At 34.9% G+C, this 15945-nt stretch carries 14 protein-coding genes and 1 tRNA gene; 9 read left to right on the top strand and 6 right to left on the bottom strand.

Translation table 11 applies throughout. The features are described 5' to 3' along the window. Positions 1-33: 33 nt before the first annotated feature. Positions 34-1251 (bottom strand): mechanosensitive ion channel family protein, encoded by a 1218-nt coding sequence (locus ACFILN_RS02535; RefSeq protein ID WP_375631190.1) that lies wholly within the window; start codon positions 1249-1251, stop codon positions 34-36. A 135-nt stretch (positions 1252-1386) separates the two neighbouring features. Here ACFILN_RS02535 and dnaG point away from each other — a divergent pair, with 135 nt between their 5' ends. The 3 genes from dnaG (at position 1387) to ACFILN_RS02520 (ending at position 6802) form a co-directional block, all read left to right on the top strand. Beyond that, positions 1387-3324, top strand: coding sequence for a DNA primase (dnaG, locus tag ACFILN_RS02530; RefSeq protein ID WP_375637664.1), 1938 nt, complete (start codon positions 1387-1389; stop codon positions 3322-3324). Positions 3325-3714: 390 nt separating this feature from the next. Next, a complete protein-coding gene (gene rpoD, locus ACFILN_RS02525) occupies positions 3715-5730 on the top strand; it encodes an RNA polymerase sigma factor RpoD (protein WP_375637663.1) in 2016 nt (671 codons plus the stop codon). A gap of 610 nt (positions 5731-6340) precedes the next feature. After that, a complete protein-coding gene (locus ACFILN_RS02520) occupies positions 6341-6802 on the top strand; it encodes a YcgN family cysteine cluster protein (protein WP_273790803.1) in 462 nt (153 codons plus the stop codon). A 27-nt stretch (positions 6803-6829) separates the two neighbouring features. Here the strand turns inward: ACFILN_RS02520 and ACFILN_RS02515 are convergent, their stop codons facing one another. Then, positions 6830-7573: an SIMPL domain-containing protein gene (locus ACFILN_RS02515; RefSeq protein ID WP_273790802.1), complete on the bottom strand. Its 744-nt coding sequence runs from the start codon at positions 7571-7573 to the stop codon at positions 6830-6832. Positions 7574-7743: 170 nt separating this feature from the next. Between ACFILN_RS02515 and ACFILN_RS02510 the strand changes: the two genes are divergently transcribed. After that, positions 7744-7820: transfer RNA gene (locus ACFILN_RS02510), tRNA-Ile, on the top strand. Between the two features lie 1722 nt (positions 7821-9542). Next, positions 9543-9725, top strand: coding sequence for a hypothetical protein (locus tag ACFILN_RS02505; RefSeq protein ID WP_273790801.1), 183 nt, complete (start codon positions 9543-9545; stop codon positions 9723-9725). Here the strand turns inward: ACFILN_RS02505 and ACFILN_RS02500 are convergent. Then, entirely contained in the window at positions 9649-9963 is a 315-nt protein-coding gene (locus tag ACFILN_RS02500; RefSeq protein WP_007347852.1) for a helix-turn-helix domain-containing protein, read from the bottom strand. The genes ACFILN_RS02505 and ACFILN_RS02500 overlap by 77 nt on opposite strands. Before the next feature lie 755 nt (positions 9964-10718). Here ACFILN_RS02500 and ACFILN_RS02495 point away from each other — a divergent pair. The 3 genes from ACFILN_RS02495 to ACFILN_RS02485 all read left to right on the top strand — a co-directional run bounded on the left by ACFILN_RS02495 (position 10719) and on the right by ACFILN_RS02485 (position 11805). After that, positions 10719-11003 carry a hypothetical protein gene (locus ACFILN_RS02495; RefSeq protein ID WP_375645318.1) on the top strand — a complete coding sequence of 95 codons (285 nt, stop codon included), beginning with the start codon at positions 10719-10721 and terminating at the stop codon, positions 11001-11003. Positions 11004-11270: 267 nt separating this feature from the next. Continuing rightward, on the top strand, positions 11271-11582 hold the full coding sequence (locus ACFILN_RS02490; RefSeq protein WP_273790799.1) for a hypothetical protein: 312 nt from the start codon (positions 11271-11273) through the stop codon (positions 11580-11582). Between the two features lie 52 nt (positions 11583-11634). Continuing rightward, complete coding sequence (locus ACFILN_RS02485; RefSeq protein WP_375631186.1) at positions 11635-11805, top strand: hypothetical protein; 171 nt, start codon at positions 11635-11637, stop codon at positions 11803-11805. 531 nt (positions 11806-12336) lie between these two features. On the opposite strand, the gene ACFILN_RS02480 is transcribed toward ACFILN_RS02485, so the two are convergent. Both ACFILN_RS02480 and ACFILN_RS02475 read right to left on the bottom strand, forming a co-directional pair. Further along, a complete protein-coding gene (locus ACFILN_RS02480; RefSeq protein WP_273790798.1) occupies positions 12337-12516 on the bottom strand; it encodes a DUF1508 domain-containing protein in 180 nt (59 codons plus the stop codon). 389 nt (positions 12517-12905) lie between these two features. Continuing rightward, a complete protein-coding gene (locus tag ACFILN_RS02475) occupies positions 12906-13445 on the bottom strand; it encodes a helix-turn-helix transcriptional regulator (protein ID WP_273790797.1) in 540 nt (179 codons plus the stop codon). A 360-nt stretch (positions 13446-13805) separates the two neighbouring features. Between ACFILN_RS02475 and ACFILN_RS02470 the strand changes: the two genes are divergently transcribed. Continuing rightward, positions 13806-14858, top strand: coding sequence for a DUF475 domain-containing protein (locus ACFILN_RS02470; RefSeq protein ID WP_375658186.1), 1053 nt, complete (start codon positions 13806-13808; stop codon positions 14856-14858). 441 nt (positions 14859-15299) lie between these two features. Here the strand turns inward: ACFILN_RS02470 and pncA are convergent, their stop codons facing one another. Next, positions 15300-15908, bottom strand: coding sequence for a bifunctional nicotinamidase/pyrazinamidase (pncA, locus tag ACFILN_RS02465; RefSeq protein ID WP_273790795.1), 609 nt, complete (start codon positions 15906-15908; stop codon positions 15300-15302). Positions 15909-15945: the final 37 nt, after the last annotated feature.

Genomic DNA, 15945 nt, shown 5'->3' with positions numbered 1-15945 from the left:
ACTTCAAAATTAATAAATTGAAGTTTATTGTTTTTATTTCACTTTTGCTTTTAATACTTGATTAAAATCATAACCGCTTGGATTTTGAAAAACCTTTAGACCAAAACAGGGCAGAATAGAATAAAGGTGATCAAAAATATCGCCTTGAATTTGTTCATAGTCTATCCAAACAGTGGTGTTCGTAAAGCAATAGATTTCTAAGGGTAAACCATTTTCTGTAGGAGGTAATTGCCTTGCCATATAGGTCATATTAGGGTTGATATTTAGATGCTGTTGTAGATAAGCAAAAACATAAGCACGAAAAGTTCCAATGTTGGTTAAACGGCGCGTATTGGCTAAGACATCATGATTTTTATCTAATTGAGCATTCCATTGATCAATTTCTGCTACTTTTTGCGTGAAATAATTTTCTAATAAATTAAATCGAGAAAGATATTTTTGTTCTTCTTCTGTGAGAAAATGGATACTTGATTGATCAATAAAAAGGGAGCGTTTGATGCGTCTGCCACCCGATTCTTGCATTCCACGCCAATTTTTAAAAGGGTCGGTCACAAGTTTACGGATAGGAACTGAGGTGATGGTGTTGTCGAAATTTTGAACTTTAACAGTATGCAAGGCAATTTCAATAACATCACCATCGGCACCGAGATTGGGGATTTCAATCCAATCTCCAACGCGAACCATATCAGTGGATGAAATTTGAATACCGGCAACGAGAGAAAGGAGCGTATCTTGAAAAATTAACATGAGAACCGCGGCCATTGCACCAAGACCGGAGAAGAGAATAAGAGGGGAGCGGTCAATCAATGTAGCAACCATTAAAATTGTTGCAACAGCAAAAAGTGCAATTTTAGCAATTTGAATATAACCTTTTATTGGTTTTAGTCGTGCTGTTGGTCGTTGTTCGTAAAGGATGTTAATGACATTGAGACAGGAAGAAATTGTCAGGACAACAAAAAAGATAATGAAGGCGTTGGCAACATTACCGATGACAGTGCTAAATGCATCGGGCAATGTTGGAATAAAATTAACACCAATTGAAAGAATAAAAGCTGAAGTGATATTTGCCATGTATTGAATAGCATTATTAATATCGATCGTTGTATTTTTGGGAAGAAAAGAAGAGAGTTTTTTTGCTCCGTGAATAAGTAATTTTCGTCCTAGAAAGTTCACTAAAAGGGCAGCTATAGTAAGAATAATAAGCCAAGAAATAGCCTCTAACCACGGATATTGAACAATAAATTCGATCACTTTTTTATTCTCCATTTCTAAAAATATATGCAGTTGAGGGTTTAAAATTTTACAACTGCTTAAGAGGAAGTATTGGAATTATGCTCTAAAGTCGTTAAATATGCAAAAAAGAATTTTCAAACTCTGTGAGAGATAATGCGTTTTCCGCCCGATTTCCTTAATGAACTGCGTACGAGACTCCCAATTTCAACAGTGATTGGGCAACGGGTGGATTTTGATCCTCGAAAAAGTAAGCCTTCACGGGGAGACTTTTGGTGTTGCTGTCCATTTCATGGTGAAAAAACGCCAAGTTTTCATTGTGATGATCATAAAGGGCGCTATTATTGTTTTGGTTGTGGTGTAAGTGGAGATATTTTTACCTTTTTGTGTGAGCTTGATGGATTGCACTTTTCAGAAAGTGTAGAGCGTTTGGCTGATTTTGCGGGAATGAAACTCCCTATTTTGGATTCACAAAGTCATAAACGTCAACTGGAAAAAGCTGACCTTTATGATGTGATGAAAATTGCTACAGATTTTTTCCAATATAATTTACGCGATAAAGAAGGTACGCAAGCACGTCGTTATCTGGATGCACGTGGTGTTACACCAGAGCTTGTAGAGCGTTTCCGCATTGGTTTTGCACCGGTAAGGCGTACAGCTTTGAAAGAAGCTTTGAGTGCACGGGGCATTTCAATAAAGCAAATGGAAGAATGTGGGCTTCTCTCAGTGCATGAGGAGAGCGCGGATTCTTATGACCGATTTAGAAATCGCATTATGTTTCCTATCGAAGATTTGCGCGGACGTGTGGTGGCTTTCGGAGGGCGTGCATTAGAGAAAGTGACACGAGCAAAATATCTCAATAGCCCTGAAACAGTGCTGTTTCATAAAGGAAATATACTTTATAACGCGGCAGCAGCTCGCAAAAATAGTCGCTTTGTTGGCGATGAAAAAATTCATTCACTTCTTGTTGTTGAGGGGTATATGGATGTCATTGCATTGACTAAAGCTGGTTTTGAAGGAGTCGTAGCGCCCTTAGGGACAGCATTAACGGAAGCGCAAATTGAGCTTTTATGGCAGATGGGGAAGGAGCCCATTTTGTGTTTTGATGGTGATGATGCTGGTTTAAAAGCTGCTTTTCGTGTTGCTGATCGTGTGTTGCCTCTTTTAAAGGCTGGGGTTTGTGTACGCTTTGTTTTGTTGCCACAAGGGAAAGATCCTGATGAAATTGTTTGTGCTGGTGGAGCACAGCTTTTTTCTTCTTTTTTGCAAAAGGCAATTCCTTTGAGTGAGCTTTTATGGTGGCGAGCTACCTATGGAAAGCATTTTGAAATTCCAGAGACACGAGCAGCGCTAGAAAAACAACTGAAACAACAAATTTTTACGATTAAGGATGAAGATGTCCGCCGTTATTATTTGCAAGATGTAAAAAAACGCCTTTTTGATTTTTTTCGTCCCTCTTTTTCGAAAAAAAAGGGGGGAGGGCGATATGATCAATCTTCACCAAATAGGACCTTTAAAGATCAAACCTTTTCTCTGTTAGCAAATTCTGAAATAGTACGAAATTCTTCGCAATCTATTCCTTTGCGTGAAGCAGTGATTTTACTCACTTTAGCTTACTATCCTGAGTTGTGGTATGAAAATTTTGAAATTCTTTCTGAGTTAGAATTAAAAAATACTCAATTGATAACTCTTCATCAAGCTATGTTGGAAATTCTTGGGGACCAACAGCTTCATGATAAAGAGACGATGGTTGCATTCTTAGAGAAAAGAGAACAAAAAGCTCTGTTAGAGCGTATGAAACATCTTGTGCAAAATATTGGTATGCGTATTATCCTTGGTGGAGCCCCTATAGAAGATGCACGTGCTATATTAAAACAAGCTGTCTACTTGCATCTTCAAGAACACCACCTACATAAGAGATTACAGGATATTGAAGAGCAACTTGTAGAAAATCCTAAGAGTGAGGTTTTTGATCTGCTTCGTGAGGTAAAAAATGAGCTGGAGCAGATGCAGGCAACAGAAGCGTTAATTGAAGGGTTTGGAAGTTGGTTGGATGAAAAAATAGACGGGAATACACGAGATACGATAAAATGATTCGCTTTTTTAATGCGAATCAGTCACTTAAATTTTAGATGAGGAACTTTATGTGGAGTGACATTTTTATAAAGATGACAATTAAATTTTAGAAAAAGCGGGTAAATTTTAGGAAAAGCGGGAAATTGGTTCTTACGATAGGGTACAGAGATTATCTCAGAAGGGCTGAGAGGTGTCGGGGAAACTTCTGGAGTTTTCCCGCGTTTTTGTCTGGATGTCGAGTTTGTCTGGATGTCAGGGCATATACAAAATGTATTCTTTCCAATAGTAATCTCTTAAAAGGAAGTATATATGAGTAACTATTGGTAGATTTTAGTGAGAACAAACAAACTGGTCACATGGAAACTATGGTTACATGGAAACTGTGAAGTGATCGAGTGGAGTTATGGTATGGCAACAAAGGTTAAACAGAAAGATAATGCAGAAGTAACAAGCCAAGCGAGTTTGGATAGTCCTCTTCTTGATTTTTCTGATGATGCCATCAAGAAAATGATTAAGCTTGCCAAAAAAAATGGTTACGTAACAATGGATGAACTCAATGCAGTTCTTCCTTCTGACGAGGTTACATCCGAACAAATTGAAGATATCTTGGCGATGTTCTCTGAGATGGGGGTTAATGTTGTGGATGATGAGGATGAAGTTGATTCTGAAAATTATGAAGAAGAAGTTACGGTAGAGGGTGGTGATTTAGTAGAAGCCTCTAGCCACGCAATTGCAACGACAACGAATAAACGCGAAGTAACAGATCGTACGGATGATCCGGTGCGTATGTATTTGCGTGAGATGGGAGCTGTTGAGCTTCTTTCGCGGGAAGGCGAAATTGCCATTGCTAAGCGTATTGAAGCAGGGCGTGAGACAATGATTGCGGGACTTTGTGAGAGTCCTTTGACTTTTCAGGCTCTTATTATCTGGCGTGATGAGTTAAAAGAGCAGCGTATTCTTCTTCGTGAAATTATTGATCTTGAAACGACTTATGCTGGTCCAGAAGCAAAGCAGGCTCCTATTATTGAGCGAAGTGAAGTTGATAAGACGGTAGAAGAAAAAATGTCTTCTGGTATACGTAATATGGGGGAGAGCGCAGGAGAGAGAAATATTGAAGACGATGATGAAGAAGACGATGACGATGTTAACTTATCGCTTGCTGCAATGGAAAATGAGCTTTGTCCTCAAGTTATGGAAACATTGGATTTTATTGCTCAAACCTATGTGAAATTACGAAAATTACAAGATCAGCATGTTGAAAGCAGTTTGGCAGAGCGTAAAGAGGGGGCCCTTACTTCTTCTCAGAAGAAGAAATATATTCAATTAAAGGGTGAGTTGATTCAAGCAGTAAAATCTCTTTCTTTAAACCAAAATCGTATTGAAGCTTTGGTTGAACAGCTTTATGACATCAATAAGAGATTGATTCATAATGAAGGTAAGCTGAAACGGATTGCCAATAGCTATGGCATTGGCCATGAGGACTTTTTAAAAGAATACCAAGGGCGTGAATTGGACGCAGATTGGATGAATTATATTGCTGCTTTGCCTACACCTGGTTGGAAAGAGTTTTCGGTGCGTGAAGCAAAAGAAATCCAAAAACTGCGAAGTGAGATACAAAATCTTGCGCAAGAAACGGCTATTTCGATTGGTGAATTTCGTCGGATTGTTATGCAGGTGCAGAAAGGTGAACGCGAATCAACTATTGCGAAAAAAGAGATGGTAGAATCTAATTTGCGTCTTGTTATTTCAATTGCAAAAAAATACACTAATCGTGGTTTGCAGTTTCTTGATCTTATTCAAGAAGGCAATATCGGTTTGATGAAGGCTGTGGATAAGTTTGAATATCGGCGCGGCTACAAGTTTTCAACTTATGCAACATGGTGGATTCGTCAGGCTATTACACGTTCAATTGCAGATCAGGCACGTACAATTCGTATCCCTGTTCATATGATTGAAACAATTAATAAAATCGTTCGTACCTCGCGTCAGATTCTCCATGAAATTGGACGAGAACCAACACCAGAAGAATTATCTAGCAAGCTTTCTATGCCGTTAGAAAAAGTACGAAAAGTTCTTAAAATTGCAAAAGAACCTATTTCTCTCGAAACGCCTGTTGGTGATGAAGATGATTCCCATTTGGGTGATTTTATTGAGGATAGGAATGCGTTATTACCAATTGATGCAGCTATCCAAGCTAATCTGCGAGATACGACAACACGCGTTCTTGCTTCATTAACACCGCGGGAAGAACGTGTTTTGCGGATGCGTTTTGGAATAGGGATGAATACAGATCACACGTTGGAAGAAGTAGGACAACAATTTTCAGTTACAAGAGAGCGTATTCGTCAGATTGAAGCAAAGGCACTTCGTAAATTGAAACATCCTAGCCGTTCACGAAAATTGCGCAGTTTTCTCGATTCTTAAATAAAGGAATTCTTGTGCATTTTAATAACTTCCTCTTTTTTCTTAATGAAGGGGGAGGTGCGTCATGTTGTACTTGGATACTTTCTTGAGAAAAACATGGGAAGAATTTGAATAATCTAGAAAGTTTGCGATGTTTAATGTTTTTCTTAGCTTTGGGGCTTTATACTTCTCTGTCTCAAAAGAATAGATATAGGGCAAAGGGTGTTTATGGAGTAGAGAGTAGGGGGGCTTTCAAGAAATGAACGATAAAAACATTACCTTGCGTATAGCGCAGCTCGTTTTTTAAGAAATGGGATCTATTAGGAATAAACTTATATTGCAACATACGGACTTTTTGATGAAAAATGTGTATTCTTTTGCGGGATTTTTCTATCATTTTAGGTGACGCATTTTATTCTTTGTCAGTTTATAAAGAGATTTTTCAATAGGTTATGTTCATTTATATGCGCTATTTTTGAATATTCTCTTTTTATTCAGATAGATTTTAAGAACATGGTTTAAAGTATACATTGAGTTGAATCTTTTTAAGAGACAGAAATAGATGAAATTATAGAAATTAAACGTTTTATTTTTATAGATCGTCTTAATTAAAAAAGGTGTGTCTGAGTTTATGAGTGGAGAACTCCCCTTTTGGAAAGTAAAAAAATTAGAAGAGATTTCCATTTCTGAGTGGGAGAGCCTTTGTGATGGCTGTGGCCGTTGTTGTCTCCATAAAGTTGAGGACGACGATACGGGTGACCTTTATGCAACCAGTATTGCTTGTCGTCTTTTAGATGGGGAAACTTGCAGGTGTCGAGATTATGCTCATCGTAAATCAATTGTACCAGATTGTATGTCGCTAGACATTACGACAGTTAAAACAGCGCGCTGGCTTCCAGAAAGTTGTGCTTATAGATTAATTTATGAGGGAAAAGATCTTCATTGGTGGCATCCATTAGTATCAGGAGATTGTCAGACGGTACATACAGCGCGTATTTCTGCACGCGGACAAATAGAGGTTTACGAAGACGAATTATTATCTGAGGAAGAATATCTTTATCACATTACTGGTCTTCTACGTGAAGGCCAGTAATGTAATTTTTATACAACTGTTTGTGACTTAATCGATCGCAAAGACTACAGTGACGCTCACGTTATAATTTAACTCACCACCTGCAAAATTTGTATTTGCGTAGCTTACATCTGCTGCTCTACTCATGAGACGTGGTGTTGGGTGATAGTAATCATCCTTTTCATTGATTTCAATAATTTTTCCTAATTTTAAATCGGCCGCTTGCGCTATCGTTTGCGCTTTTTCAATGGCTTCAGTAATGGCTTTTTTACGTGCTTCTTGATAAAATGGCTTTGTATCTGCGTTGGTAAAAGTAATGCCGTTAACTGAATTAACACCTAGTGACATCGCTTGATCAAAGATTTTACCAGCATTGGTAAGATCACGAATGCGTACGGTTAAAGAATTTGAAACATGATAGAGTTTTTCATTATTCTTTTTTTCGTGCTGTTTATCAGAGGTTGACTGATAAATGGATAAGCCTGATGTTTGCAAATCATTTGCTTGGATACCATTGTTTTTAAAAGCTTTTATAATATCATTGATGGATTGATTATTGGAAGCTAATGCCTTTTGGGCAGTTTTATCATAGGTAACAACGGCTAGATTAATAATTGCCATATCCGGTGCGGCTTGACTTTCTCCGATTGCTGTCACTGTAATTGTTGCATTTTTCATTTTATTTTCTTCAGCATAAGCACGTACAGTCAACGATGTGGTTAAGAGTGTAAATGCTAATATAACTGTTTTAACCAGAGAACCCTTCAGTGGTTGAATTTTCTTTTCTATCATATCTATACCTTTATATTTGTCAGTTAATTATTCTCTCATTTTTAAGAGTTTTTGTAAAGAAATTAGAGCACTGAAAAAAAAACCAATAGAAAAGAGAAAAAGATGGGTTATAATCTTTGTCAGCTCTTGTATCATAGGGCATTTTAGTTTAGAGAGAAACAACCTATGTGGGGCCTGTAGCTCAATTGGTTAGAGCCAGCGGCTCATAACCGCTTGGTTGGGGGTTCGAGTCCCTCCGGGCCCACCAATAGGGAAATATCCAATAGAAAAATGGATCGCTTATATAAAAGTTTTGAGATTCTACCTTTTTCGTTTTTTTTATTTATTTTCCTGTTTGTTCTAAAATCCTTTAGTCGTTGTTTGTTTCATTTTTTTTCTCTCAGTCACTTTAATATAAAGTGAGGGTATATTTTTTTAGTCTCATCAAAGAAGTTCTCTCATTTGCAACATTGTAGCATTTTGATTAACTGATATGTGTCGCTATTTACTTGCTTAATTCATATACTGTTTTGTACTTTTCCTGTGTGATGTGCTTCATAAAATAGAAGACTAAAAGCTTCATTAGATAAATTTATTTATACTTGTTCTGCAAATAAACAGATCTCAATAAAACAAATTTTAAAGATTGGACCTGTTCAGAACAAATGGCTCAAAAAACATTTAGTGTAAATTTGCTTTTTTCTAAGTGATGTTAATGTCTTTTAGACGTTCGAATAGCATCATCGTGATGAAAGGTTGTATATAAGAGAATGTGATCTATAGGCGTTCATATGTATCATGGGGTCAACGATGATAACATTTGTTGATATTTTCTTTTTCCCAAGAAAGGAGTTCTATTTGATTTTTGAGAAATATTGTTCATAGTGACGGAGGCGTGTTCTTTGAAAAGAATTTCATCAATTGTTCTTTGAAAAATCAATTGAGTGATTGTTTCTATCGCTTTGCATCATCCAGATTTTATTGTAATAAGCATTTTATTATTCTGTAAGAAATGTTTTCTATGATATTAAAAAAATCGTTAAAATGCCATTTTCTGTCTTTGTGTATTTTTTTCTTAATGTTCAAATTATAGAGTTTTCATGTGATCCGAATTATTATTGAAGAGCAGATGTCTTTTTTAATTTTACTCTCATAAGGGATTGGCAATATTGCGGTAAACCTACCACTTTTTTGTATTGCTAACCTTTTTCTCGTATTGATCGTGTAGAGAGTTTTATCTTTGTTATGAGTTTTCTCTCTTATGAAAAAGTATTGGCAGAGAGGGGGATTTTTTTGTAAAAGTACACTTCTTCTTCAAAATCATACTTTGAAAATATAATTCTTCATTTGCATAAGGGAATTTCTCTTGCATAAGGGAATTTCTCTCTTGTTGTAAATCTGTATACAATTTACGTACAAAGATTGTGCGTGGTGATTCGTTTTATTTTTTAAGAATATCATTTTTGCTCATGATAGAGACTTATATTAGTATTTACAAGGTGTGTTTAGAGGGGAGGTTACCTGTAAACGTGTTACAGAGTTTTAGGTAGTGTGGCTCTGTTTATAAGAATTTATTCCTATAACATTGTTATATTCTTGCTTTGCAATATTGTTTAAAAAACATAGATAGTGCTATGTAGCATAAAATTGTGATGTATTTTTTCAAAAAGCTTTTTCGTGTTCTCTTATATAGAGTTCAGGAGTGTCTTCAGGGATATTTTCACATTAGTTTTTATTGGTCCGAATCGCAAGATCTGCGTAACATTATTCGCGTTTTTGATAGATTATACCAATTTTCATAAGTAAGGTCTGGATCGTGTGATGCCTTTTGTTTCACCATGGTACATGACTAATAGAACTTCATCTGATTTTGTAAAATAAGTTTGTACACAATTGCTTCCATACTGCCTATTGCAAATATTTTTTTCTAAGGTATGAGATATATTTGAACGCTTTAGCGTTATATAGTTTGACTACATGGAGTATGACTATGAAGAATGATAAAAAATTTGAAACAACTTTATCTGATATTATTGTGAAATGGGAGTCTTTATCGACGTCTCAAAAGCAAGCGATATTGGATAAAGTAGAAAATTCTACAGATTCTGCTCATTCAACAGAACATTTAAGGCTTCAATCTTCTTTTTATCTCCAGACGAAATCAAAGTTATGAGTTTTAAATCTTCATCGGAGATGTTGAAACCAGTTATTACATATATGGCACTAGCATTTCCCAGTGTGTTCAAAATAGCCATGAGTTTATCTACAGAAGGCCTCTTTCCCCCATTTATCATTTGTTGGACGTAATTTTGTCCACAGCCTGCAGCTCTGCTTATTTCAATCATTGTTCGTCCGTCACTTTTTATCAATTCAACTAAGCGTTGGAACCAATCTTTTTCAGTCTTTGTCATTTTTAGACCTTTACATATTTACGCTATAGCGTTAATATTGCGTTGCGAATCCAGAATATATGATACAAGGAGCGTGAAAATATCCATGTGTAGCTCTTCGCTAAGGAAGCATATAGAGTTGTTTTTAACTAATAACAAAATGTCCCCATACACTTTCAGATTCGAATCAATAAAAATGGTTGCTTAGTTCCACGGTTGTGAAAAAGTAAATGTGTATACCAGAAAGGGCGATACACACTCGTATGTTTATGAGATTTCACTGTGATAGTATACGTAGCAGCATTATAAATCAAGATATACCCCAACATCAGAATTTGTAAAAAAATTCTGCGTTGAGGTAGTATGTGAATATAACGAAGCTTTAGAGCCTTAAGAGATAGGATAATGGCTGTAGAAAAAATGTAAATTCATAGGCAAAGAATACTGATTTCTCCTTTATTGTAATAAATTAGATCACTATCAGATGGTATATCGTATATATGCATTAAAAAATTGGGAAATATCAAAAAAGTGATCTTGGATATTTTATTAAATAGGAAGGTAATCTGATCCACAAAGGTGGTTGTTTGGTGGAATTATACATTCGATCAATGCCCTTATGGGGATGAGTGTGTTTTTATGATGCTGCGGTTTATAATGAAGTCTGTGTTTACAATGATATTGTTATTTATAACAATGCATTAACATATGGTTGTGTAGTCGTTCGTAAGAGTTTGCATGTTTATGAAAAATAAGAACTTTATCGTTATTTGAATATGAGTGGAGATGCATATGTTTACGCTAATGCGGTCTTTTTTGATCAAGTTTTGAATGTTCAATGTATTGAATTTTATGGTGATACTCGTGATTGTAGAAAGGCTCGAGTTTATAATGATGCTTTAGTTTATGGTGATGTAAAGATTTGTGGGAAGGCAAAATTTTACAGAAATGCTGTGCTTTATGACAGTGAAGATTTTTGTAATAATGAAAAACTTTCATATAGCCGCATTCCACATGGCGTAAAAAGGAAGATAGGAACGATTTGGGCAAGGCTTTTATGATTGCATTGCGTCGTTAGTTTTATTTGACGTTCCTTATTTTTTGTATTTTGTGTCAATAAATGTGTCGCAAATAATTGGTGTGAGTGTAGATTTAGCCGCTTTCAGAGATTTGTTTGCGCCATTGATCAATGCTTTAATGGAGAAAATAAGAATGCCGAGAGTGATTGTTCACACTTGGAACATGCAATTTATTGCATTCTTTTTTTGATTGAGGATGAAATAAATTGGTCAAGATGATCACTTGAGCGACAATTAAGGGAGATCCAAATGAGTGTAAACGAAATTTTATTGGGAGCAATGGTTGTTGTTTTGTTGTGCAGCGGGGTTATATTTCGGTTTTCTTTATATTATCGCAGTCAAGTGAAAATTTTAAAAGAGGAATCTAGAAGAATAAAGCATGAGTTTTTAAGAGATTCTATGAAGATGACTGAAGAACGAGATAGAGCTATTAGAGAGCAAAGTATGGTGATTAAAAGACGTGACCAAGCAATTGAAAAACTGAAAAAACAAATTAAGCAATATGAAAAAAATGAAAAGAAATATAAAAAAATGCTTAAATCTGAAGATGATAAAGAGTGATTGTATTCATATTTTGCATTAAAGGGTTTGAAAATGTGTTAGGAAGATTGGAATGACGAGAGAGATAAACTTTAATGAAGCCAATTATGGTGCTGATGGAGATATTGTATTAGAAGAGAATATTCAAGTTTACTCTGATTTTATGAAAACATTTAAGTTTATAAGACAGAGCGTCGTTGGTCATAAAATAAGAGTTTATGATGATAAACCAGTTTATAGGTAGGCTGGTTATTAAAAAGCGCGTCTATACAATCCAGCAATTTTATATTATTGCTGGAAACAATTTTGCACGTTCCTTTTAGATGTAAGGTATAAATGCTACGATAGTTTCAGCTAATAGGTATAAAAAATTGCATGATAATAGGAAGAAAGAAATATTTGCTTTTTATGAAGATGAAATGGGTAAGTCAGTTATGATTATCAGATACAGAAGAGGAATATGAACGTAAAAGATATTAATATCTTGTAGAGTAATTATATTTCTCATTGATGTTTATCTTCTCTTCATGTGCGTTTATTTTTTATGAAAAATACAAGACTTAAGAGATTTTCTTTTTGATAAAGGCTATAGAGATTTGTGTGTGATTGAAAATAAACACATAATCTGTAAGAATATGACTGTTATTTGTAAGCGTCAGAAATAATACAAAAAACGCCCTCTCATTGAGGGAAAAACAATCACTGTTCATTTGTCACAAAAATAACTCAACATACCATTATACAAAATAAACGCTTGTTTTAATGGTAAAGAACGTTAGGATTGTAGTTCTCTAATAAGAGCCTTATGTGTAACTTCTTTTATTTGCTCAATATTGATTAGGATATCTTGTTTTGTTGGATAGCCTTTACTAGAAAAAGCAATTTTTTGTGCATCTCCTGAGATTAAACGCCAGTACCATTGATTGTGAACTCCTTGAAACACCTCAAAATACATGTTTCTCACCTCATAAAATAGCTGATAATTTTCAGGATAAATATTTAACTAATCCGTTTGTAAACATTAATGTATGTCTCTATAGGAAGTCGTCAATATATTCCCCTTAAATTTTCTGACTTAAAAAATAATTTCTATGAGAGCTATTATTCTTTTAACAAGAAAAAATTTCTTGTCAATAAGATATGAATGAGAATTTTATACTATAAAATTATTTTTTTAAGTTAAAGACACTATACTTTCACTTACAACGCAAATATTTTTATTGTCGTTACAGAAACAAAATTTATAAATTATACAAAATTCCACCAGCACGGATAAAGTAAAAACACTTTCCTCCATACTGGTAGAGTTTAATCATTTCTTGTTTTTTCTTTTGAAATAGACGTTTATTGATTAGCTATAACCTCTTTTTGGGATACGCTTCGAATGAGTAAATCAATGAATAAGCTAAGGGTGTAAGAATTGGCCATTTTAGCTTTCATATCGATAAGAGAGGTTGTAGTTTTAGGGTTAAAACTATTTGATAAACCTTGTCTTGACAAATATTGCTGCAATTTTTCATAAGAACTGTCGATTTTTTCTTGATTTAGTTTTTCGTTACGATCACTATCGGCAAGTGTTTCTTCCAGTCCCTCGATTTTTTTAATAAAATAATTCCAGTCAAAATCACCTTTTGTATATTCGGTGTCAAACATTTTTCCTTGTCCAGTTAAAAGCCAATTAATATTGACACCATATAACGTGCGGTATGTTTGTAAGACACTAAGATTGGGTTCTCTCTCTCCACGCTCATAAAAAGCAATGGAATTTTTTGTCATGCTAAAACTTTTAGCTAAGGTTTCACGTGATGGATCGCCTAAAGCAAGACGTACATAACGTAAACGTTTTCCAAATATGGTTTTTGATTCAGTTTCAGGACGTGCCACGAATTATCTCCCTCGGTAAATCATCATGGTATAAATCATTAAATAATAAAAGCACACTATGTATTAATATTCTATGATATAATGTCAATATTATAGCTTTAATTTCTTTTTATTTTTTTATTTTCGTGGATAGAAAGCAATCTTTCACTTATTGTATTGACAATTGATATTCACTTCAAAACAAAATTCCTTGTTTGCTACATTTGTCTCTTGCTTTTTTTGAGAGAATTTTCATGTAACTTTACCATATATATTCTATACACCTCTGCATTAATAGATGCAACTTTAAAGAGATGCAAACTTTGGATTTGTACTGGGTGTGCTTTAGATGAAGTAGAAAATAAACTTTGAGGAATGATCATGGCCCTATTACGCTATTTTGGGTTTGCTTTTTTTTTCACGATTATTGGTGTCTTTTTAGGAGGGGTTATTGGTTGGTTTGAGACGGAAAGTATTACTGGTTTTCTTAAATATTTTTTTATTTGCGTTGTTTTAGGAATTTTGGAAATTTCTTTATCTTTTGATAATTCTATTATCAATGCGCGTGTTCTTAGTAGAATGAGTCCATTGTGGCGTCGTCGTTTTCTTATATGGGGCATTTTGATAGCTGTATTTGGGATGCGAATTGTTTTTCCATTATTGGTGGTTGTCGTTGCTGTTGGGATTAATCCAATTGCGGCAGTCAAATTAGCGATATGGGAACCACATCGATATGCTGAAGTTTTAACCGATGCGCATATGGGGATTGCTGCTTTTGGAGGAACTTTCCTTATGATGGTTGGCTTAAAATATTTTTTTGATTCTGAAAAAGAGGTGCATTGGCTTAATGTTATAGAGAGACCTGCTCAAAAGTTTGGGGCGCTTGTTGGAATTGATATTGCAATTGTTTTGATTTTGATCTTATTTGTTTCAGGTCAGATTGACGCAGAAAATAAAATAACTTTTTTATTGGCAGCCCTTTATGGACTTTTGACCTTTATCGGTGTTGAAGTTGTTGGTCATCTCTTGGATACTCCTCAAAAGACTTTAACAACAGTAGCTCACGGGGGAGTAGGGGCGTTTCTTTATTTAGAAGTTCTTGATGCTAGTTTTTCTTTCGATGGCGTGGTTGGTGCTTTTGCCTTTTCACACAACCTTTTTATTATTGCGATAGGTCTTGGTATCGGTGCATTTTACGTTCGTTCTATGACAATTATGTTGGTTGAATCGGGAACATTATTGCATTATCGTTATTTAGAGCATGGTGCTTTTTATGCAATTCTAGTTCTTGCAGTGATTATGTATCTGCAAACGATTATATCGGTTCCTGAAGTTTTAACAGGACTTGTGGGAATCTGTATTATTGGAATGGCATTATATTCTTCGATTCGTTTTAAGAATCGTCAATTGTATAAACATGTTGTGTCTAAGTGATGGAGATTTTCACGCTTTTGTTGATCGCATATCTTTGAATAAAAAGAGGTCTTTCATGCAAAATAAAATACTATTTTATTGCTTATTTGCGTTTTTTTAAAGTTGAGTTCATTGCATGATACTACCCATGAAGGGAATAATGTACAATCTCTAGGATACTTTTTGACCTAAATATAAGACAGAAAGTTGATGTTATACTTTTTACCAGCTTTCAATATTATGACAAGCTCTTACATTTAATGGGGCATAAGAAGCATTCTTACTGTTTTCTTGAATGATTTATTCATACATTGATTCTCTTTGTAACGTGTAAGAGAATGTTTTTGAAACAGGTTTGAAATGAGAAAATTTACGATATTCTGGACTCTTACTTAAATATGTGTAAAATAATTTATCCTTTATAAATCAGTGTATTATAATGGTAGATTAGAGAAGGATATTTTAAGAGACCATTAAAAGTTCTATACCAGCTTCGTTCATCGTTTTAAGCATAGTGTTTAGTGATCCGTTTACATCAATACCAGCACAGGCATTTAATGAAACACTGACTTTAAAACCGCATTGCATAGCGTGAAGAGCAGAAAATCCGACACAAAAATCAGTTGCTAAGCCACACATAATGAGCTTAGTAAAACCATGTTCTTTGAGATAAACTTGTAAACCTGTTGGTGTTTTTTGATCATTTTCAAGAAAAGCAGAATAGCTATCCATTTTTTGATTATAGCCTTTTCTAAGGATAAGTTGTGCCTTTTCTACTCTAAGAGATGGATGGAATTCTGCTCCTTGTGTTCCTCGTATACAATGATCAGGCCAAAGTATTTGAGGACCATAGTCAAGAATGACTGTATCATAGGGCTTTTTTTCAGGATAGCAGGAAGCAAAGCTGCAATGGTTTTTGGGATGCCAGTCTTGGGTTAAGATAACGTGGTCAAAATGATTTATGAGATTATTGACGGCGGGTAAAATAGCATCACCTTGTGGTACGGCAAGTGCTCCACCTAGTAAGAAGTCATTTTGAACATCAATGACGATTAAGGCTTTTTTTTCCATAAATATATTCCTATACGAGATGAGCTTTTATCGTATT

Source organism: Bartonella sp. CL434QHHD (assembly GCF_042195145.1).
Taxonomy (GTDB): Bacteria; Pseudomonadota; Alphaproteobacteria; order Rhizobiales; family Rhizobiaceae; genus Bartonella.
The sequence above is the reverse complement of the archived record's forward strand: the minus strand, read 5'-3'. Positions and strand labels throughout refer to the sequence as shown.

Coding starts and splice junctions, on each gene's coding strand:
- dnaG (WP_375637664.1), top strand. CDS start 1,387: ATGCGTTTTCCGCCCGATTTCCTTAATGAACTGCGTACGAGACTCCCA.
- rpoD (WP_375637663.1), top strand. CDS start 3,715: ATGGCAACAAAGGTTAAACAGAAAGATAATGCAGAAGTAACAAGCCAA.
- ACFILN_RS02520 (WP_273790803.1), top strand. CDS start 6,341: ATGAGTGGAGAACTCCCCTTTTGGAAAGTAAAAAAATTAGAAGAGATT.
- ACFILN_RS02515 (WP_273790802.1), bottom strand. CDS start 7,573: ATGATAGAAAAGAAAATTCAACCACTGAAGGGTTCTCTGGTTAAAACA.
- ACFILN_RS02505 (WP_273790801.1), top strand. CDS start 9,543: ATGAAGAATGATAAAAAATTTGAAACAACTTTATCTGATATTATTGTG.
- ACFILN_RS02500 (WP_007347852.1), bottom strand. CDS start 9,963: ATGACAAAGACTGAAAAAGATTGGTTCCAACGCTTAGTTGAATTGATA.
- ACFILN_RS02495 (WP_375645318.1), top strand. CDS start 10,719: ATGAGTGGAGATGCATATGTTTACGCTAATGCGGTCTTTTTTGATCAA.
- ACFILN_RS02490 (WP_273790799.1), top strand. CDS start 11,271: ATGAGTGTAAACGAAATTTTATTGGGAGCAATGGTTGTTGTTTTGTTG.
- ACFILN_RS02485 (WP_375631186.1), top strand. CDS start 11,635: ATGACGAGAGAGATAAACTTTAATGAAGCCAATTATGGTGCTGATGGA.
- ACFILN_RS02480 (WP_273790798.1), bottom strand. CDS start 12,516: ATGTATTTTGAGGTGTTTCAAGGAGTTCACAATCAATGGTACTGGCGT.
- ACFILN_RS02470 (WP_375658186.1), top strand. CDS start 13,806: ATGGCCCTATTACGCTATTTTGGGTTTGCTTTTTTTTTCACGATTATT.
- pncA (WP_273790795.1), bottom strand. CDS start 15,908: ATGGAAAAAAAAGCCTTAATCGTCATTGATGTTCAAAATGACTTCTTA.